Source organism: Microvirga yunnanensis (assembly GCF_025460875.1).
Genome location: NZ_JAMXFI010000162.1, coordinates 1 through 18,449, shown reverse-complemented (window position 1 = coordinate 18,449; position 18,449 = coordinate 1). Strand labels below are relative to the sequence as shown.

Below are 18,449 nucleotides of genomic sequence, written 5' to 3'. Positions count from 1 at the left end.
CGAGGTTGACCGCTACTCGTCGCATGCCAGCCGCACCTTCGATGGTACGAACCATCATGATGACGATGTCAGCGACGGCGCCGGCACGGGTGCTACCGTGGGCACGCTCGCCGGCGGCGGCGCCGGCCTGCTTGCCGGTCTCGGCATGCTGGCCATTCCGGTGCTCGGCCCCGTGGTGGCGGCGGGATGGTTGGTGTCCACTCTCGTTGGTGCCGGGGCCGGCGCGGCCATTGGCGGACTGACAGGTGCGCTTGTTGACGCCGGCGTGGACGAGAATGACGCCCATGCCTATGCCGAGGGCGTCCGCCGCGGCGGCGCCCTGGTGACGGTGCGTGCCTCCGACACGGAGGTGGACCGGATTGTCGATATCCTCGATGACGAGGGCACGGTGGACTTCGACGAGCGCGAGAACACCTGGCGCGACACCGATGAGGTGATCCCAGTCGCCGAGGAAGAGTTGCACGTCGGCAAGCGCGAGGTGAACCGCGGGCGCGTGCGTCTGCACTCGCGGGTGATTGAACGGCCCGTGCAGGAGCAGGTCACTCTGCGCGAAGAGCGCGTCAACGTGGAGCGCCGCCCAGCCTCGGGGGCAACGCAGGCTGGCGCCATCGCTGGCGATCCCTTCCAGGAGCGCACCATCGAGGTCGAGGAACGGGCCGAGGAGGCGGTGGTTTCGAAGGAAGCCCGCGTCGTCGAGGAAGTGGTGGTCCGCAAGGAAGCCGAGCAGCGCACCGAGACGATCTCCGACACTGTCCGCAAGACCGAAGTCGATGTGGAGGATGAACGCGGCACCACTGTTTCCCGCACGGGCACCACGGGTAATCCGATTGATCGAAATCGCTAACGATCCTGAGGAAGCCCGGTCCTGGCCGGGCTTCTTCCCTCGCTCCAGGCTGTTGGCCCGGAGCATCACGTTATGCCGTGAGACGCTACGAAACAGGAGATTGCGATGGGACTGCTGGATTCAATCCTGGGCAACATGATGGGAGCCGGAGGTGCCTCGATGCAGGGGCGCGGCGGAGCAACCTCGCCGATCGTCAAGGCATTGATGATGCTGCTGGCAGCCAAGGCCTTCCAGCACTACCGTTCCGGCTCACAAGGTGGTGGTGGGCTCGGGGACATCTTGGGTGGCCAGGGTGGCCTTGGCGGGATGCTCGGCGGACAGGGCGGAGGAATGCCTGGTGGTTTGGGCGGTGCCCTCCCGGGCGGACTAGGCGGCTTGCTGGGTGGATTGCTCGGTGGAGGCGGTGGTCTCGGCGGGGGTGGTCTGGGTGGTCTGCTCGATCAGTTCCGCCAGAACGGCTATGGCGACCATGTCGACTCCTGGGTCGGCACGGGCCAGAACCGACGGCTCGCACCGGACGAGCTCTCGCAGGCGCTCGGGCCGGACACGCTCGACGAGCTGGAGCAACAGACTGGGCTGCCGCGCCAGCAGCTTCTGTCCGAACTCTCCGAAGAACTGCCCGATGCGGTCGATCAGTTCACACCGGGCGGTCGCCTGCCGACGGAACAGGAAGTCTCCTCCCGCTGGTCTTGAATGTTGGGATCACCCCACGGCCGCAGGAGCGTGGCAGAGGGGACGAGAAGTCCAAAGGCTGGGCTGCTCCAGCCTTGGCCGTGAGAGGAACGTGGGCGTCCGGTCAACGTTGATCCAGAGCCCTTTTGGCCGAAAGAGGAACATGATGCTCAATATGCTCCAGGTCTTCACGATCACCAGTCTCGCTGCGGTGAACGCGGCTCTCGCTCAGGCTACGCCGCCCGGCTCGCCCGCCGCTCCGGCAGCGACGGACGACGGCGGTGCCTCCTGGCTCTGGATCATCATCGGCTTGGCGATCATTGCCGGCCTCGTTTGGTACTTCATGCGCGGGCGGTCACGGACGACACCTGTCGGCACGACCGGCAGCTCACCCACCTCCGGGACGACCACGGGCCGCACCAACGTGTACGACAACGACAGGCCCAAGTAGGTCGCGTTTCAAAGCGGAAACGCCCTGAAGCCGAACCGCACGGGTGATGGCTGATGCGGTCCTGCCCGGACTGTCGGTGCGAGCGTCGCTGCCTGAGAGGCGGGGTTGCCGGGCGGGTACTCTGCCGCCGCCTTAGGGAACGTGCGCCAAATCGGCAGCATGCAGGCCTCGCCCACACCAAGGACGAGGGCCACGCCGTAGATGAAGATCACCCGTAAGAAGCTCTCATCGATCTCACTCGAAGCTCCGTACCGACCACCTGATGATCTGCGGAGGAACATTGATGAGGATGTGCGATTGAGTCACTGCGGAGGCAACCTGCGTTCGGGCAGGTCTCCTTGACGGGCTTCCGCGGCCTGGGCCCTGTTCAGCGGTTGGAACGGGCTCCTTGTCTGTAAGGCCGCCTTTCCTGGAACCCGTGCCCCTCGGATCGGTTGATGACGTTCACCGGACGGGGAGCGGAACATGCAGACATGGTGGCTGACGGCGCTAGGCTTGGCGGCGGGGCTATGCACCAGCCTCAGCTTCGTGCCGCAGGTGCTCAAGGCTTGGCGCGAGGGCGACACCGAGGCAATCTCCAAGCGCATGTACGTGGCATCGCTGATCGCTTACGGCCTCTGGATCGTGCACGGGCTGATGATCGAAAGCACGCCTGTCATCCTGTTCAATGCCGTCAATGTCGTCTTCGCAGGCCTCATCCTGGTGCTGAAGCTGCGGAGCCTCAGGGGAGCGGGAGCACGCTGAGCCATGGAGGTATCCCTCGCCACCCTGATTGGATCTGCCGCCGGCTGCATCGGCCTCTACAGCCTCATCCCGCAGGTCGTGAAATGCTGCCGGACCGGCGACGTCGCGGCCATTTCCCTGCGCATGTTCGCGGTGCGCACCTTCGGGCTGCTGCTCTGGACGGTTTACGGATTCGCCCTCGGTAGCCTACCCGTGCTGGTCTTCAGCGCCCTTGGCTTGGTGCTGAGTATGGTCATCCTGGTCCTTAAAGTCCGCGGCTCCCGCACGCAATCAGCCGGAGAGCTGCCGCCAGAGCGGCAGCAAGGGGCTTCAGATACTGCTGAAGCCATCGCGCGTTGAGTCCCAGATGACGGTGCGGCCCCTCACAGGTTCATCCACCAGCACCTGAACTCTCCTGCCGTGACTGGCGGTTCGGGAAGCGAGTTTGACGCCCGCCCGGATGGCTTCGGGCAAGGCGGGGCAGCGGGCGAGAATGATCTCGCTGCTGACCACGACCCAGAGGCCGCTGATCGGCTGTATCACGAAGTAGTCGTCCAACGCCCCGCCCCGACAAGACCGGCTGAGATGTCGCAGCGGGACATTGGGTCAAGGCCCCTTCGATATCCGGCTTGGGCCAGCCCCTGCCAGAAGTTGACGTTCCGCCGTAGTAAACTCTGGAACGCCGTGCCTGTGAGACGAGAACTAGCCTCGCCGGGCGCAGTCCAGACCTCCCTGTATGGGAGATCTGGATTCGGAGCCCGCCAGTCCTCGTCGTGGTCTGGCGGGCTCTTTGTGCTTACACGGGAGATGCCGCGGACGGTTTCGGGTGCTCCAGGAAGAAGCGCATCATCTCGCGGCTGGCATCCGGTCCCTTGGGTTCGGTGTAGGACCCACTCGAACTTCCGCCGGACCAGGCATGCCCTGCGCCGTGCAGAACCCAATGCTCGAGCATCGGATGGCCGCTGTCATCACACGCAACCGTGCGGGTATAGCGGATCCCGCTGGGAGCCTGCCCGCGGCTGACCGTTGTCTGGAGATCCGAACCCGCCCGCGACTGAGCAATGACTTGCTCCCCGTTCACGGGGTTCACGGTCGTGTCGCGATCGCCATGGAACACGATGGTCGGCACGGGCTGCTTGGCCCCAATGTGATGAGGTGCCCCGCCCTGCCGCATGGCAGCAAACGCCGACGGCATGTCACGCGCGGCCCCACACGCCAGCCCGGAGTGGACGCCCACGGCCGCATAGAGATCTGGATAAGCCGAGCCCATGATTGCGGCTGCTGCCCCGCCGGCGGAGAGCCCGGCGACATAGACGCGTCCGGGTTCAACAGAATAGTCACGCATAATCTGACGCGTGATACCGGCGATCAGCGACGGCTCACCGCGATCCCGCTGCTGATCGGCCGCGTTGAACCAGTTCCAGCACTTGGACACGTTGGCGGACTGGGCCTGTGCCGGGTAGGCCACCAGAAACGTCTGCTCCTCAGCCAACTCGTTCATCTGCGTGCCGGCGGCAAAATCATCCGGCGATTGGGTGCAGCCGTGCAGCATCACCACGAGCGGCACAGGCTGACCCGTGTAGCCGCTCGGGATGTAAAGCTTGTACGTCCTGCTTCCCGCTTCATTAGCGAACATCCGCTCTTCGAAGCGGGCGCCCTCCGGCAGCGGGGCCAGAGCACGGGCTGAACCAGGTCCAACAAATCCATCTAACCCAAGCGCGGAGCCGGGTTGGCCCATGCGGTCGAGGAAGCCTCGGAGCGCTTCCGGCACCTGAGGCTGACCCGACGCTCCGGCGAGACCACCAAGAGGATGAGAGGCACGGTGTGGGAAGTCGAACTTTGGCGGGGTCCACGCCCCTTCTGCGGAAGATGGCGGCACCATATCGATGACGCGAGAGAAATGCGCTGCTGCGGGTTTGTCTTCATCTCCCCTGGCGCTGCTTGACGTCGTTGCGGGATGGGCACCTGCAAGCCTTCCCTGAAGAAGTGCCATGGCTTCTGCGAGCCGGCCTTCGCGGGTCAGGCGGGTGGCCTCGAGCATGTCGATGTTCGGTTGTGCGTTCATGGGTTCGGTCCTGTTGTGAGGTGAAGCGGGGCAAAGCGGGACCTGCCCCTTCCGGTCGGGAAGGGTTGGGCAGGCTCGAGAGACGGTGGGACGGGTGCTACCCGGTAGTCAGCGCATGCGGTCCTTGAGTGCCTCTTTCACGGCCGGACTGGCATGCAAGGCGCCGAGGACGTGAAGGGAGGCGATCGTCTGCTGGGCAAGTTCGGGCGTGACATCACCAGCGATACTGGCAAGACCCAGAACCTGGATGTGCAGCACTCCGCCAGCCGCTTGCACAGCCTCCAGGTCCTGGCGGCTGTAGTGGCGCAGGCCCAGGTCGAGTTGGTGGCGGTCGACCGACTTCTTGACGGCGTCGTTGTGCCGATCGAGCTGGTTGCGAATGGCGGTCCGAATGAAGTCGGTCCGGTTGGAGTAGAAACCCTCCTGGACGAGGAGATCGATATGGCCAAGGTCGACATAGCCCAGGTTGATCGTGATCTTCTCACTATCACTGGCCTTGGGCCGAAGTTCATGCACGTTATTAACCATCTCTACCATCCTGTTGCCATCCACGTAGATGGTAAGTGGAGGCCTAATGTGGCGAGTTCAAGCCCCAGCCCTGATCATTCCCTCAACGCGGCATCATATGCGTCAGCCTCTCATGAAGCAGCCGCACTCGCTCAGGAGAGGAAGAGCCACATGGGCCAGAGGTTCTGTCCACAGTGTTCCTGCGATGCAGCCTCTGTCCTGAGCTTCGCCACGAATGACGGGTGCTTCGCCGCCGCTGTTCAGTGCCACGTCTGCGGCTTCGAAAAGCCCACTGATGGTGACTTCGAGGACGAGCAGACCGCCCGCGAGGCCGCAACCCATGCTTGGTTGGAGGGCACGAAGCCCCTCCCCTCACCTCCTCCCATTTGATTTCAGCGCTTATCTCCCACCACGAGGATGCTGATGTGCAGCTTCCAGAGCTCGCGCTTGAGCACCGCTAGGCGATCAGGCGGCAGCTCTGACCCAAACATCTGGTCAAACTCGTCCCTGGTGAGATAGCCGCGTTTTCTCGCCTGCTTCAGCAGGCGCCAGGACTCTGGATTGGACAGATCAAACAGCAGCTCAGGCATGAGCATCTCCGGCTGATCGTGTGATGGTACTGCAGCCGGAATCCTCCGCAAGGAAAGGTGCGCGAACCACAGCGTCCTGCACTCGTGGCCTGGAATGCGGTTGAGGAACTGGCCCAGGTTCTAGGCCTTCGCCGGCCCCAACGTATCGGCCATGGTGGCGCCGCGGGCGCCCATGGGCTTCTCGGGCCCTCGGGTGGTGTCCTTCGCCGTCTGGTGCTCCATCTCGGCGTTGAGCTCAGCCCCGAGCAGCACGACCACGCTCGAGATCCAGATCCAGGTCATGAAGCCGATCACGGCCCCGAGCGAGCCATAGGTCTCGTTGTAGCTGCCGAAGTTCGCCACGTACCAGGAGAACAGCATCGACACCACGAGCCAAAGCACCGCCGCCACGATGCCGCCAGGCGTGACCCACTTCCATTCGGCCTTGTCGCGGCTTGGGCCATAGCGGTACAGCACCGCCAGCCCGAGGATCACCACAGCGAGGAGGACCGGCCAGCGCGCCAGGGCGAGCAGCCGTTCGAGCCCGCTGCCGAGACCAACGAAGTCGAGGACAATCGGCAGGACCACGATACCGGCCAGGGCGAGGAGAATGAACCCGACAGCCGCCAGCGTGAAGGTGAGCGACTCGAGGTTCAGCTTCACGAAGCTTCGCTTCTCCTCCTCGTCGTAGACGATGTTGAGCGCGTCGAAGATCGCCTTCATGCCGGCGTTGGCACTCCACAGCGACACCCCGAGGCCGATGATGAAGCTGAGGCCGAGGGTGCCCTCGCCTGCCGACGCGATGCGAACCACCTGCTCCCGGATGATGTCGAGGGCACCGCTTGGCAGGACGCCGGAGAGGGCTCCGAGGTGGTCCTGGATCGTGGCCGGGTCGGCAAACAGGCCGTAGACGGAGACCAGGGCCGCCAAGGCCGGGAACAAGGCCAGCAGGGCGTAGTAGGTCACGCCGGCGGCAACCGACATCAGACGATCCTGGCCGAACTCCTCGTAGGTGCGCCACAGGATGTCCTTCCACCCCTTGGCTGGGATCTGGGTAGGGGTGGCGGCCTCTCTTCCCCTGCCCGGCTCCGAGGCTGCGGCTGCTGGGGCATGCTGGCTGGCGTCCTGCGCTCCGGCCTCTCGGCCAGTGTGCTCGGTACGACCTGGATCCTGGGCTGGGATCCTCGTGGTCGCCCTGCTGCCCCCAGCCACAAGCCGGACCAGGACCATGCCGGCCGCGGCAGCCACCAGGGTGGATGTCATGGACGGAGCGGGACGCTTCTGGGGATCCTGGGACGGAGGGAGTGCGGCGGGCATGATGGATGTCGAACTCTGAGGCGTACTGACGGAGCAGGCTTGGCCGTTAGGTAACCGCAACCTCGCGAGGTATGTTCCACTGTGGCTGGCTCCAGCTCTGGCAGCTCGGCGCTCCTGCGCCACGGCGGATGCACTCCCGCAGCCTGTCGGTACGGGCGGTTGAAAACGATCCCGCCCGCGACATCTGTCGGGGCATGACAAGCACCGTTTCCGCTACCTCGCCCCCATACACCAATCCCATGCTCGATGCCGCCGTCCAAGCCCATCTCGGCACCCAGCTGCGGGTTCTCTACGGCGATCCCGTGGAGATCAAAATGCCGCGGCGCCTCGCCCAGCTCGCCGACCGCGTCGCCCAAGTCATCCGTGCCCATACAGAGCCCGTGGACCAGGCCTTCGTCGACGGCATCATGGCCAGCCTGAAGCCGCTGCAGGCCTTCGCGATCTCCCTCACCCGTGACGTCCACCAGGCCGAGGACCTCGTGCAGGAGACGGTTCTGAAGGCCATCAGCAAGCAGGAGAAGTTCGAAGCCGGCACGAACCTGCAGGCCTGGCTCTTCACCATCCTGCGCAACCTGTTCTTCTCCAGCCACCGCAAGATCCAGCGCGAGGTGGAGGATGCGGACGGTGCCCATGCGGCGACACTCGTCACGATCCCGGACCAGGAGGACCGTATCGTCGTCCAGGATCTTGAAGCCGCGCTCGCCAAGCTGCCGCGGGAGCAGCGCGAGGCCATCCTGCTCGTCACCGCCGAGGGCATGGCCTACGAGGAGGCGGCCGAGGCGCTCGGCGTGAAGGTCGGGACACTCAAGAGCCGGGTGAACCGGGCCCGGAACCGGCTGGCCGAACTCATGGGGCTCTTGGGGGCCGACGGCATTGCCGCCGGACGCCATGCCGGCTCCTGATCAGGGGTCGGCTCAAAACCACGCCTTGAGTGCTCTCTGCCCATGGTTCATCCATCGCGGCTCTCAGGTCAGTTCTCGAATAAGCCGGGATCCGGTTCCTGAATGATGGAAGGCCTGGTGTTCGTCTCAATGCGACGGAAAGGCAGATATCGAGATGACCTACAGGCTCTTCCGGCTCGCTCCCGGCAGCTATGACGTGCTGCTCAATGGGGTGATCATCGCCAGCCTGGTCCAAAGTGGCCCAACCAATGGCGCCACATGGACAGTGGAGCTTCTGGTGGATCTGCCCCCAGAGGAAATGCCGGCTCCCTTCACAGAGGCAGAACACACGTTCGGCAGCCTGGAAGAGGCCCGGCAGTGGCTTGGAGGAGCGGAGCTCCAGGACACGAAGATTCAAGGTTAGGACCAGGGAGCCTCGGCAATGCCAAAACAGATTCATTTGCTTCGAGATGAGCAGGTGGATCGGGATGAAGCTCTTGAGGCCTACCTCCTCGAGCACATTGCCGGCTTACGGGAGTACGATGCGGCCCAGCATAGAGCTTTCGGCCAGTTGCAAGAGGATGCGTACGCACGCCATCCCGATCCCACGCCAGACGATATCGCCGCGGCTGAAGCGGCGGAGGCCGCCCTCCCGTCCAGGAAGAGGACAGAGGTTCAATTGCGCAGAAGCTTTGCTCCTTTGGCCTCTCACATTCCAACGGAGATCAAGCGCAAACGGAAACGCTTCGTCCAGCAGGGTCAGCGGGCCTGGAACAGAGCCAACCCGACACCTCTGACATGGGAGCTGGAGCGAACGCTCACGGCAGAATTCATGAAAACTTATCAACGCTGATTGCCAGAAGGGCACGCCCTTTCGAGAGCCGTTTCGTGCATCGCCTCAAGAGCCACTGCTTTTGGTCGTGGCTAAGCTTGGGAACCTACTATCCAGACAAGTCGTTCGTGGCTGCTTCGGCCTGCTCCAACTCGTCGTCGGCTGTCATGCGCACCAGCGGCTCGTCCTCCACCACTAAGACCACAGGCGGGACGCTAAATTCAGGAGGTCTCATTCACGTCACTGCCGGCTGTGGCTGACGGGTGGCCTTCTCAGCCGGCACGAGAACTTCAAGGCCGCACCAAGTCTTCGGCATGAAGGTGACACAGCGCGGCAGGGCATCGGGTTCTACGCCAGGGTCACCTCTAACAAAGAGGCTACAATCGGCGCCGGTCGTGACCCTCTCGATCCGCAGAAGGTTCCAAGCCAATAAGCGACTTACGCTCAGTCCATGAAGAGGTCTGAGTTCAACGCCGAAAGACACCCAGTTCCCCAACCTTCCATCCTTCGGGGGCGCTGCTGATCCGTCCTTGCCTTCGTATGCTCATGCTGCGTACGCTGCCGCCTCCTCAGGCGCAATCCGTCGAACCAGTTGGCTGATCACACCGGCAAGTTGATGCGGACAGTAAGGCGTGCGCAGGCACGGAGCCCCGCTGACCTTCTCGGCGTCCCGCAGCCTGAATGGCACGCGTGAGGTGTAGATCACCTTAAGGTCGGGATCGGACACACGGGCGTCCTTAGCCAGGCAGAGGCGGGCACCTGCCTGCCCGAGATCGGTGTCGATGACCAGAACACTGATGCGCCGGTTCGTGCGAAGCAGATGCCCGGCCTCCCCCACAGAGCCGGTCAGGAGCACTTCATACCCGTAGCCGACTAGGCTGCTGGCGGTTGTCATTCCGGCCAGCCGATCACCGGAAACAAGCAGACCGAGAGGCTGTCGGCTCATGAGGAAATACCCTGGACGGAGCGCGCGAAGACGCCCTCGGGAACGGAAAGGTTGTTCGGAAATCAGACCCGCGGGTGTGCTGTGATCGGCCTGCTGGGATCATGGTGGCCAACAGGGTTCACTAGAGGTTAACCACCCCTGCCCTGCAGGAGCTGGATAGCCGGGAAAACGCTGTGGCCGTGTCCGTCAGCCCTCCGGCTGCGTGCTCTCTCCAGGGGCACCGGACGCCTCAAGCCGTTCCTGAGCGGCTTTGAGGGCGGCCTCCTTCCAGACGAGCGCAAGAGCCTCGCCAAGGTCGTCGTTGGCCCGCTGCAGCGCCTGCTCTCGGATGTTACGGGCTAGGTCGAGGATGTGCTGCTCCATGGCCTCCTCGCCGGAAGCCGAGCCGACATGCATCAGGCTCAGGTCCGCGGCCATCGTGCCGTACGTCTCACCTGCCTTTCGCGCTGCCTCACGCCTGTCGGCGTCTGTTTCCATGGCGGTCACCTACCCCGTGCGCACAAACTCCGCGTTGAAGATAATCCGCGAAAGGAGAAAGCGCTCCGCTGCGGTCGCTCAGAAGCGTCTCCGCGGCGCCCGCAGCTGCTGGCCCCGCGGGGTCGCTTCATCAAGGCGCCGCATTCATAAGCTCAAGCTGAAACCCTGCGCGAGGCAGAACATTAGCCCGTTGAGGGCCGTTCACATCTCCGGCCTTCAGGACTAGGAGGCCTCCTCACCTACTGGCAATGGCGGGTGGGGAGGCCCTTTCTTCATCATCTCGGACCCTGCCACGACCGTCAAACCTCTTGGAGACGGCGATACGCGTGGATAGGCTCAGCGCAAGACCAGCAGATCTTGTTCCAGCTCCAACAAGCATTCGGGCCTGACGAATTCGGCAGCTTAGGATCCAGTTACGTCCTCATACGGCTAGGCTCGATATGCACTTAGAGCATAACTCCCCTCCATAGTGGCGACTGCTCATTTGAGCGTCGCAACCCCATATCATCCTCATCACAGACAATGGAAAAAACCTCGGTGGTCGAGGCAGTTAGTACCTAAAGGCATAGTATGTTCGTAACCTACATTCTCTCCCAAATCCGCGCGTATCTGCGTTACCGCAAGACGGTTCGTGAGCTGTCGCATCTCAGCGACCGTGAGCTCAACGACCTTGGCATCGTGCGGTACGACATTGACTCCATCGCACGCAATTCTGCCGCTGCTGCCTGACCCGCTTCAGCTTCGTCAGAGATGTCGAGCCCGCCCTCTGGCGGGCTTCTGCGTTTCTGGGCCCCACAGAAACAATAGGAGCAGGACCCAAAGATCCTGCCCCTTTGAAATCACGCCACCGGCAATCCCGGCGCCGCTGTGCCTATCGCTGTTCGGACCTGGGCGGCGAACTCAGGAAGTCCTCAATGGAGAGCTGCGCCGCATTTCGTGGTCTTGGCTTTGGGCGACGTGCGGCCTCCTCTGGTGGAGCCATACTCTTACGCATGCTCACAGGAACGCTCTCGGCCCGTGCCTTTTCCATGCGTGCCTTGGCCTGGTCGCGCGACACCGCTTCCTCGGACTTCGGATCGTCCTGCAGCCATTTCCCGTGCTTGAGAACTTCGTTCACGCGGCCCTGGTTGACGCCCAGCTGAAACGCAATTTCCTGCTGGGTCATCTCAGTGGTCTGGTTGAGCTCGATGATCCGCCTCGCCAACTCAGGCGTCATCTTCTTGCCGGCAATCCGCCGCCCGACTCTGACCGTCCGATTGGTCCGATCACGCTCCTTGAGCTTCTCCAGGACAGCGAGGGCCATGTTCATGCCCTGCTCCCGCAATGCGGTCTCGAACTCCTTGAGAGTGGTCAAACGGCATACTCCTCGAAAGCCGGATCCAATCGCGGAGGTGCCGATCGTGGCTGGGGCGCCGGCGGAGAAGGGTACGAGGTCGAGTACTTCGCCAGGAAACACGGCATCAGTGTTGTGCAGGCTGAGGAGTTGATCAAAGAGCACGGGAACAACCGCGAGAAGCTGGATGCGGCCGCTGGGAAGCTCAAGCGAGGCTAACCCCTGGCAGCCCGGTGCCCAGAACCTGAGTATGAGTGAGCGCCGCATCTTTGTTGGGGCCGCCGCCTGGGCGATCCCAAAGGCACACCAAGATGCCTTCCCAAATGAAGGCAGCCATCTGGTGCGATAGGCGAACCGGTTTGACGGCGTCGAAATCAACTCGTCCTTCAATCGGCCTCATCGCTCATCGACCTACCAGCGCTGGGCCGGCGATGTCCCGGAACCCTTGCAGCGGTTCCTGGGCGAAATCACCGGACTGGGTGACAAGCTCAGACCAGTCCTCATCCAGCTTCCCCCAAGTCTAAATTCGACCCTGATGCAGCCGAAGCGTTCTTCCGGACTCTCCTCGATTCCTTTGGCGGCGATATCGTCTGCGAGCCCCGGCACGCAACGTAGTTTACGGCCGACGTCGACGAATTCCTCATAGAGCGGCAGGTCGCGCGGGTCGCAGCCGACCCTCAGCCGCACCCGGATGCGAAGCGGCCGGGCGGATGGCACGGACTTGCGTACTATCGCCTGCATGGCTCGCCGCAGATGTACTATTCATCCCACTGCGACGAGGACTTCACCCGGATCGCTCGGGAACTCAGAAAGCGTGAGGCGGAGGGTACGCGGACTTGGTGCATCTTCGATAACACGGCGGAATTTGCCGCGACGGCAAACGTCCTCGCGCCGCAGCCCTCGCCCAATGATGAAGCAGGTGTGACGGGCAGGCTCTTTCTACCGCGGGCCAAGCCGTTCACTGCTCCCGCACTGTTCGCTCAAGTTCCGCCTGCTCAATCTTCTGCAGCAGGGCCTCGATGTCACGTGGCAGGGACTGCCGCATGGTATCCTCATAGATTTGCTTTAGGTCCCGACCTATGCAGAGCAGGAGATTGCGGTCTGAGAGACGAGGGTATCGCCAATGTTCTGTCTTTTCGCTCAACGGCTTTCACTCCTCTGCCATGCGTCACAGCGATCGGCACCGTCACGACAAGACGATGACCTGGGTTCCCTTGGGCGCGCGCTGATAGAGGTGGATCACATCCTGGTTGACCATGCGGATGCAGCCGGACGACACGTTGGTGCCGATCGTCTCAGGCTCGGTCGTACCGTGGATGCGATAGCCGGTGTCCCCGCCGTCTGCAAAGAGATACACCGCCCTCGCCCCAAGCGGGCTTGTCGGGCCTCCTGGAACACCCCGCCCGCGTGACGTTGCCACAAGTTGCGAGCGGATCTCCGGATCACGGGCGACCATCTCCTTCGGGGGCACCCAATCCGGCCAGCTGCGCCGCATATTGATTTTTGCGGTCCCCGACCAGCCGAAGCCCTCACGGCCGACGCCAACGCCGTAACGGGTCGCTTGTCCTGGGGCCTCGACAAAATAGAGGTGACGCGAGGCCGGATCGACGACCGCGGTGCCGGGCTCCTCCGTCCCGAGGTATTCCACCTGCTGTCTCAAGTAAGCCGGGTTTACCTGGGCATAGTTGAACTCGTTCACTGGAGCAGGCTCGCCGGGATAGCCTGCGTAGACGACCGAATAGTTGGGCTTGCTGATGGTAAGGCCGCTGAGGCCTCGGCGTGAGCCGGAAGCATCGAGCAATCCGCCGAAGAGCGGTCCACCCATGGAGAATCCAGAGCAACCGGCAAGGGAAACGGAGCCGGCCGCAAGGCCGAGCGAAAGCAACGAGCGGCGCGAGATCGTGGACATGGGCTCACTCCAGACGATACAAGAACGGATGGGCTACTGCTCGGTGAAGAAGGTCAGCACAACCTTGCCCTTGTCGCTGAGGAGACAGACAAAGCGGTTGGGCTTGTCGGTCTTGTCACGCTGGAGATAGGCGTCGCCCAGGACCACCATCTTGATTGGTGTGTCGCCGACCTTGGTGTTGGCCTTGGAGACGGCGAGCGATTCCATGTCCAGCGTGATCTGGTCGAGCGAAGGCGAGCGCTCCTTGATCGCGGCCAAGCCTGACAGCCGGCATGCCTCAACCTCGGCCAGAACCTGAGCGAGGGCGGATGAAGACGCGACGAGAGACGTCGCAAGAACTGCGAAAGCAAGCCGCATGGGACAACCTCGGTGGGGAAGTGATGCCGGTCATCGTCGAAGCCGGCATGTGAGGAAAAGCCCTGGCTGAGCCCGGCAGTTCCTGACGCAGCAACGGTTTGCGCCTCCGTCGAGCCTCTTCCGCACAACACGGTTAGCGCATAGTTAACAAGAGAGGCGACAGCATTCCCAAGCCTCAGCCGTTCTCGCTTGGCGGCCTAATCCTGGAACCTACGCACCGCTCCCCCGTTGGCCCCGGTAACCCCGTCATACTGGAGAGCCCGAATGTTCTTGCGCGTCGATAAGCTGCAAGTCGATCTGCCTGCGCCCAAGCGGCAGGACCCGAACGCTGCCGCAGCCCTCCAGGAACTCCTGGGTGGCAAGTACGGCGAGATGTCCACCCTCGGGAACTACATGTTCCAGAGCTTCAACTTCCGCTCCAAGAGCAAGCTGCGGCCCTTCTACAGCCTGGTCGCGGCGATCACCGCCGAGGAGCTCGGCCATGTGGAACTGGTCAGCAACGGCGTCGCCATGCTGAACAACGGGCCGGATGACGCCAACGACGATGAGACTGACGGTGGCGACATCTCCGGTGCGCCGTTCGAGGACATGAAGGACATCCGCCTCGCGGCAGCCTTTTTGTCAGGCGGTGGCGGCGCGATGCCGGTCAACAGCAACGGCCAATCGTGGAACAACGACTTCATCACCACGACCGGCAACGTCGTGCTCGATCTCCTGCACAACTTCCATCTCGAATGCGGCGCACGGCTGCACAAGCTGCGGGTCTACGAGACGCTCACCGATCCGACCGGACGCGAAGTGTGCGGCTATCTCCTCGTCCGTGGCTCCGTGCATGCCCACGCATACGCGCTCGCCCTGAAGAAGATCACAGGCGTCGAGATCGAGAAGATGCTGCCGACCCCCAATATCCCGCTCGGCAACATCCCGGAATGCCAGAAGTACCTGGACGAAGGCTCCCACAGGCGCCTCTACACCTTCAGCCCTGACGATTACAAGGAAATGGCTGGTATCTGGGGCAACGGCGAGGTGGCCCTGCCCGACGATCCGCCTGGCGAACTGACGGTGGTCGACGGCATGCCAGACGGTGGCAAGATCCATCAGCTCACGGGCGTCCCGTCGGCCTTCACCCCGGATTATGCGCCCGAGGAGATGTTCGAGATCGCCACCAAGCTCTACAAGGCGTCGCGATAGATGACGCTGCTCGGCGCAACTCTCCAAGTGGGGCAGGAAACGGACGAGATTTTCACCTGTCCCGCTGAGGCTCGCATCAATCCCGAGGCAGGCTAGAAGCCACCGAGCGCATCAGATCTTCCCCACAGGAGGTTACACATCAATGGCAGACGCATCTGAGATCCAAGAACACATGGAGGTGGTCGGCTCCGACCAAGAGCACGTCGGCACGGTCGACCACGTTGAAGGACAGCGCATTAAGCTGGCGAAGTCAGATCCAACGGCCGGCGGTGAACACCACTACCTGCATCTTGATTCCGTCGCGACGTTTGAAGGCGGCAAGGTGGTCCTCAACCGCACTGGCGCTCAGGCGCGTGACGAATGGGGTGTTCGTGAAGTCTGACCTCACTCCGAGGCGATCCTGAGATTCTGCGCCGCTAAGACGAGAATGAACCCAATGAAGGGCGCTGTCGCCGGCGCCCTTCATGCATTTGGAGGATACCTCTAGCTTGGAGCAAGAGCCGCGATGACGTCGACAGCACCCTCACGAGGCCTATGTCGGTGGTCTAGCAGCCCAGACGCCGAACATTGGCGCGAACTTTCTTACGGTAACCTTCGACCACGTGATGAACTGTACCGCCCGCCACGATGGTCGCGGCCGCCTCGGCGCAAGCGTTGACCTTTTCTGTCACCATCAGAATATTTTCAGCAGGCGAGCCCTGGCCCATGGCCATCTGCGACAGACGTGCCCAGATCACGGACTGGGACTCCATGGTGAGCATGGTCGTGTCGGTCGCCAGCTTCATCCAAGACAGAAACATCATCATCCTCCGAGCGGTGTCAGGCAGCAGGTCTCCAACTCCAAGCTCGGCAATTAGATCCATAGGCGACGACTGTCTTTTGATGTTGATTACCTGTAATCGCTCGCACCGAGCCTCTCAGGCTGCATGCATCTCATGCTCATTAAAACAAAGTCTGCTTGAGATCTGCCCGATGACCCCGGCGAGCTGATGCGGATGGTACGGCATCTGCAAGCAAGGGGCGTCGCTGACCTTCTCCCGCTCGGGAAGCTTGGACGGCGCACCACAGGTGTAGATCACACGAATGCTCGGGTTGGACCGGCGGGCAGCTTGTGCCAGTGCCATGCCCTTAGAGATCGTCTCGGGCGCCACGTCGACGACCAGGACGCTCACCCTCTGATTCATGAGCACGAGGTCGAGCGCCTCCTCGACGCTGCCCGCCATCAGCACATCGTAGCCGTACCCCTCGAGACCAGCTCTTATGAGCGCCCCGGTGCGGCGATCTGCGGGAATGAGAAGGACGAGCGGTTGTCTGGCCATCTCTGACGCTCCCGAAGACAGCAGGATCAGACTCTATGGTTAACAGACGCTTAGTTCTGCAACCCGGTCGGCTCCAAGCAACAGAACAGCCGAGGCGTGCCGCGTCTCCACAATAGGAGAGCATAAGGTTTTGTGGGGCAGGTCGGAAGCGCTTGAGGGCAGCTCTACTGACGGGCAAGTAACGGGTTGATGGCAGGCTCCTGAAACTGGTTTATTACCGGGTGCCCCACACCTCCTCATGCTCCCCAACTTGGGTGTCATACAAATGAACTGGGCGTGATAGAGTGGCTTCGACAAGCGGTTTTGTCCCGACAGGGAGCGTTTCGTCATGACCACCGCAATCGCAGAGACTTACCGCCGCTTCGCCCGGGAGGAGGCCCGGGGTCGCTCACCGCTGTATGAGGCGCTCACCGAGAGTATCGCAGACGACCCGGACATGCTCGCGCATCTCGCCGATCTGCCTCCGGCGAAGCAGCAGCCCAACCTCCTTCTTGCCGCTGTACGTCACGTCACCGGCGTGCCGGGGGGCTGGGCTGACTTTCGTCGCAATGCGCTCGCGCATTGGGGTGAGATCCGCACCGTAATCATGGAACGGTCGACGCAGACCAACGAGGCTGGACGTTGCGCAGCCCTCCTGCCGGTCCTTGCATTGCTCCCGCAGCCCCTCGCCCTTCTCGAAGTTGGCACGTCGGCTGGCCTCTGCCTGCTGCCTGACCGCTATGCTTACGACTACGGCGTCCAAGTGCTCAGGCCAGCTGACATGACGGCAGACACTCCGGTTTTTCCGTGTCGCGCGGATGAGGCCACGCCTGTGCCCAAGATCTTGCCTCGTGTGGTTTGGCGGGCCGGCTCGGACATTCGCCCGCTTGACGTCAGGGACGCCGATCAAATGGCCTGGCTTGAGACGCTCGTCTGGCCCGAGCAGTCGGATCGGCTGGCGCGCCTACGCGCTGCCGTGCAGGTCGCCCGCGCAGCCCCGCCTTCCATCATGCAAGGAGACCTCACCCGGGATCTCCCCCTGCTCGTGAAGGAAGCTCCCCGTGACACAACTCTGGTGGTGTTTCACACAGCCGTGCTCGCTTACGTGCCTGAGCAAGCTCAACGTGACGCGTTCGCCGCGCAGGCGCTCTCGTTGTGCGACTATTGGATCAGCAACGAGGAGCCGAGTGTTTTCCCAGGCATCGCAGCGAAGACCGATCGCGAGTTGCGCCCGCCCCTCTTCATGTTGGCTGTGAATGGGCAACCTGTCGCTGCAGCCCATCCCCATGGTGCGACCCTCGACTGGATTGCTGATCCGCCCCCGGCAAACGATCGAAGGAAGAGCACCATGTGATCTCTAGCACCCGCCAGTCGGCGCGCAGTCTTCACGTGTGACGTTCGTATCAGCCTCAGGACGTATGTGTGAGATCCATGCACGTGATGTGTTTACGCACCTGCCGTCGAGCGTCTTCCTGATCCTGACTGCTTTCGCGCCGACGATCTGGATCGCATTCGGGCTGCTGATCCTCCGGAGCCTGCTGTCCCAGATGGATGTTCCGACCCGCTCCTCGTACGTCCTGGCTGTCGTCCGGCCGGAGGAGCGGCCCGCCGCGGCGAGCGTGACGGCGGCGCCCCGCAGCCTGGCCTCCGCCGTCGCGCCGCTCCTGTCCGGATGGCTGCTGACGGTGTCACCTTTCGGCTGGCCGCTTGTTCTCGCGGGAGCCTTGAAGGCAGCCTACGACCTCCTGCGGACAATCCTTCAGAGCAAGACGCCGGCAGGGCGCACCAAGCGGCACTGTTGCAGCAACTTGAAAAGGGCATAATGAACTCCATCAAACGGGTCGTTCAAGCCGCAAGGCCGAAGAGTTGATTGACGAGACGGACTTCGCCTGTCGCTCGATGTTTCCGCGGGATGCAATGACCGCGGCGGATCATGCGCATGGTTTCAAAACCCTTCAAAGTCGCGGCGGCGGTTTTCATCGTCCGGAAGCCGCGTGTCGGACGAATGACGCGTTTGAGCGCGCCGTGATCCGCCTCAAGAATGTTGTTCAAATATTTCGAGGTCCGATGCTCGACA

Annotated in this window: 26 protein-coding genes and 1 pseudogene; 14 read left to right on the top strand and 13 right to left on the bottom strand. The window is 62.7% G+C overall.

The window, feature by feature from the left end:
- From NF876_RS43280 to NF876_RS39765, 5 genes are all read left to right on the top strand, one after another.
- A partial coding sequence (locus NF876_RS43280; protein ID WP_373696786.1) for a YsnF/AvaK domain-containing protein occupies positions 1-844 on the top strand: 844 nt, incomplete at its 5' end.
- Positions 845-949: 105 nt separating this feature from the next.
- Entirely contained in the window at positions 950-1,537 is a 588-nt protein-coding gene (locus tag NF876_RS39780) for a YidB family protein (protein ID WP_210808025.1), read from the top strand.
- A 145-nt stretch (positions 1,538-1,682) separates the two neighbouring features.
- The gene (locus tag NF876_RS39775; RefSeq protein WP_210808023.1) at positions 1,683-1,967 is read left to right on the top strand and encodes a hypothetical protein; all 285 of its coding nucleotides are present in this window, start codon (positions 1,683-1,685) and stop codon (positions 1,965-1,967) included.
- 465 nt (positions 1,968-2,432) lie between these two features.
- Positions 2,433-2,711: a SemiSWEET family sugar transporter gene (locus NF876_RS39770; RefSeq protein WP_210808021.1), complete on the top strand. Its 279-nt coding sequence runs from the start codon at positions 2,433-2,435 to the stop codon at positions 2,709-2,711.
- 3 nt (positions 2,712-2,714) lie between these two features.
- Positions 2,715-3,050, top strand: a complete 336-nt coding sequence (locus tag NF876_RS39765) for a SemiSWEET family sugar transporter (RefSeq protein ID WP_210808019.1) — start codon at positions 2,715-2,717, stop codon at positions 3,048-3,050.
- Here the strand turns inward: NF876_RS39765 and NF876_RS39760 are convergent.
- The 5 genes from NF876_RS39760 to NF876_RS39740 form a co-directional block, all read right to left on the bottom strand.
- Entirely contained in the window at positions 3,021-3,248 is a 228-nt protein-coding gene (locus NF876_RS39760) for a hypothetical protein (RefSeq protein ID WP_210808017.1), read from the bottom strand. The genes NF876_RS39765 and NF876_RS39760 overlap by 30 nt on opposite strands.
- Before the next feature lie 238 nt (positions 3,249-3,486).
- The gene (locus NF876_RS39755) at positions 3,487-4,755 is read right to left on the bottom strand and encodes an extracellular catalytic domain type 1 short-chain-length polyhydroxyalkanoate depolymerase (protein ID WP_210808015.1); all 1,269 of its coding nucleotides are present in this window, start codon (positions 4,753-4,755) and stop codon (positions 3,487-3,489) included.
- Between the two features lie 108 nt (positions 4,756-4,863).
- Entirely contained in the window at positions 4,864-5,283 is a 420-nt protein-coding gene (locus tag NF876_RS39750) for a ribbon-helix-helix domain-containing protein (protein ID WP_210808014.1), read from the bottom strand.
- A 371-nt stretch (positions 5,284-5,654) separates the two neighbouring features.
- Positions 5,655-5,852: a P-loop NTPase family protein gene (locus NF876_RS39745; protein WP_210808012.1), complete on the bottom strand. Its 198-nt coding sequence runs from the start codon at positions 5,850-5,852 to the stop codon at positions 5,655-5,657.
- Between the two features lie 120 nt (positions 5,853-5,972).
- On the bottom strand, positions 5,973-7,148 hold the full coding sequence (locus tag NF876_RS39740; RefSeq protein WP_210808010.1) for a YihY/virulence factor BrkB family protein: 1,176 nt from the start codon (positions 7,146-7,148) through the stop codon (positions 5,973-5,975).
- 194 nt (positions 7,149-7,342) lie between these two features.
- Between NF876_RS39740 and NF876_RS39735 the strand changes: the two genes are divergently transcribed.
- The 3 genes from NF876_RS39735 to NF876_RS39725 all read left to right on the top strand — a co-directional run bounded on the left by NF876_RS39735 (position 7,343) and on the right by NF876_RS39725 (position 8,882).
- Positions 7,343-8,050: a sigma-70 family RNA polymerase sigma factor gene (locus NF876_RS39735; RefSeq protein ID WP_210808008.1), complete on the top strand. Its 708-nt coding sequence runs from the start codon at positions 7,343-7,345 to the stop codon at positions 8,048-8,050.
- A 154-nt stretch (positions 8,051-8,204) separates the two neighbouring features.
- Entirely contained in the window at positions 8,205-8,453 is a 249-nt protein-coding gene (locus NF876_RS39730; protein ID WP_210808006.1) for a hypothetical protein, read from the top strand.
- Between the two features lie 18 nt (positions 8,454-8,471).
- The gene (locus NF876_RS39725; RefSeq protein WP_210808004.1) at positions 8,472-8,882 is read left to right on the top strand and encodes a hypothetical protein; all 411 of its coding nucleotides are present in this window, start codon (positions 8,472-8,474) and stop codon (positions 8,880-8,882) included.
- 523 nt (positions 8,883-9,405) lie between these two features.
- Here NF876_RS39725 and NF876_RS39720 read toward each other — a convergent pair.
- Both NF876_RS39720 and NF876_RS39715 read right to left on the bottom strand, forming a co-directional pair.
- Positions 9,406-9,807, bottom strand: a complete 402-nt coding sequence (locus NF876_RS39720) for a response regulator (RefSeq protein ID WP_210808002.1) — start codon at positions 9,805-9,807, stop codon at positions 9,406-9,408.
- 186 nt (positions 9,808-9,993) lie between these two features.
- Positions 9,994-10,284 (bottom strand): hypothetical protein, encoded by a 291-nt coding sequence (locus NF876_RS39715; protein ID WP_210808001.1) that lies wholly within the window; start codon positions 10,282-10,284, stop codon positions 9,994-9,996.
- 570 nt (positions 10,285-10,854) lie between these two features.
- Between NF876_RS39715 and NF876_RS39710 the strand changes: the two genes are divergently transcribed.
- Positions 10,855-11,013: a DUF1127 domain-containing protein gene (locus tag NF876_RS39710; RefSeq protein WP_114946324.1), complete on the top strand. Its 159-nt coding sequence runs from the start codon at positions 10,855-10,857 to the stop codon at positions 11,011-11,013.
- A 142-nt stretch (positions 11,014-11,155) separates the two neighbouring features.
- Here the strand turns inward: NF876_RS39710 and NF876_RS39705 are convergent, their stop codons facing one another.
- Positions 11,156-11,638: an RNA polymerase subunit sigma-70 gene (locus NF876_RS39705; protein ID WP_210808000.1), complete on the bottom strand. Its 483-nt coding sequence runs from the start codon at positions 11,636-11,638 to the stop codon at positions 11,156-11,158.
- Positions 11,639-12,259: 621 nt separating this feature from the next.
- Here NF876_RS39705 and NF876_RS39695 point away from each other — a divergent pair.
- A complete protein-coding gene (locus NF876_RS39695) occupies positions 12,260-12,820 on the top strand; it encodes a DUF72 domain-containing protein (RefSeq protein ID WP_262266079.1) in 561 nt (186 codons plus the stop codon).
- Here the strand turns inward: NF876_RS39695 and NF876_RS39690 are convergent.
- The gene (locus tag NF876_RS39690) at positions 12,804-13,526 is read right to left on the bottom strand and encodes a L,D-transpeptidase (protein ID WP_210807998.1); all 723 of its coding nucleotides are present in this window, start codon (positions 13,524-13,526) and stop codon (positions 12,804-12,806) included. The two genes, NF876_RS39695 and NF876_RS39690, sit on opposite strands and share 17 nt — an antisense overlap.
- A 33-nt stretch (positions 13,527-13,559) precedes the next feature.
- Positions 13,560-13,883: a hypothetical protein gene (locus NF876_RS39685; protein ID WP_210807996.1), complete on the bottom strand. Its 324-nt coding sequence runs from the start codon at positions 13,881-13,883 to the stop codon at positions 13,560-13,562.
- 264 nt (positions 13,884-14,147) lie between these two features.
- Here NF876_RS39685 and NF876_RS39680 point away from each other — a divergent pair, with 264 nt between their 5' ends.
- Positions 14,148-15,074 (top strand): manganese catalase family protein, encoded by a 927-nt coding sequence (locus tag NF876_RS39680; RefSeq protein ID WP_210807994.1) that lies wholly within the window; start codon positions 14,148-14,150, stop codon positions 15,072-15,074.
- 142 nt (positions 15,075-15,216) lie between these two features.
- Positions 15,217-15,456: a DUF2171 domain-containing protein gene (locus NF876_RS39675; RefSeq protein ID WP_210807992.1), complete on the top strand. Its 240-nt coding sequence runs from the start codon at positions 15,217-15,219 to the stop codon at positions 15,454-15,456.
- A 163-nt stretch (positions 15,457-15,619) separates the two neighbouring features.
- Here NF876_RS39675 and NF876_RS39670 read toward each other — a convergent pair whose 3' ends face one another.
- The gene (locus NF876_RS39670) at positions 15,620-15,874 is read right to left on the bottom strand and encodes a hypothetical protein (RefSeq protein ID WP_210807990.1); all 255 of its coding nucleotides are present in this window, start codon (positions 15,872-15,874) and stop codon (positions 15,620-15,622) included.
- 117 nt (positions 15,875-15,991) lie between these two features.
- Complete coding sequence (locus NF876_RS39665) at positions 15,992-16,393, bottom strand: hypothetical protein (RefSeq protein ID WP_210807988.1); 402 nt, start codon at positions 16,391-16,393, stop codon at positions 15,992-15,994.
- Between the two features lie 328 nt (positions 16,394-16,721).
- Here NF876_RS39665 and NF876_RS39660 point away from each other — a divergent pair, with 328 nt between their 5' ends.
- Together NF876_RS39660 and NF876_RS39655 are read left to right on the top strand one after the other, a co-directional pair.
- The gene (locus tag NF876_RS39660) at positions 16,722-17,726 is read left to right on the top strand and encodes a DUF2332 domain-containing protein (protein ID WP_210807986.1); all 1,005 of its coding nucleotides are present in this window, start codon (positions 16,722-16,724) and stop codon (positions 17,724-17,726) included.
- Between the two features lie 88 nt (positions 17,727-17,814).
- Positions 17,815-18,195 (top strand): MFS transporter, encoded by a 381-nt coding sequence (locus NF876_RS39655; protein ID WP_210807984.1) that lies wholly within the window; start codon positions 17,815-17,817, stop codon positions 18,193-18,195.
- 97 nt (positions 18,196-18,292) lie between these two features.
- Here the strand turns inward: NF876_RS39655 and NF876_RS39650 are convergent.
- Positions 18,293-18,449 (bottom strand): annotated as a pseudogene (locus tag NF876_RS39650) (DDE-type integrase/transposase/recombinase); the annotation flags it as partial.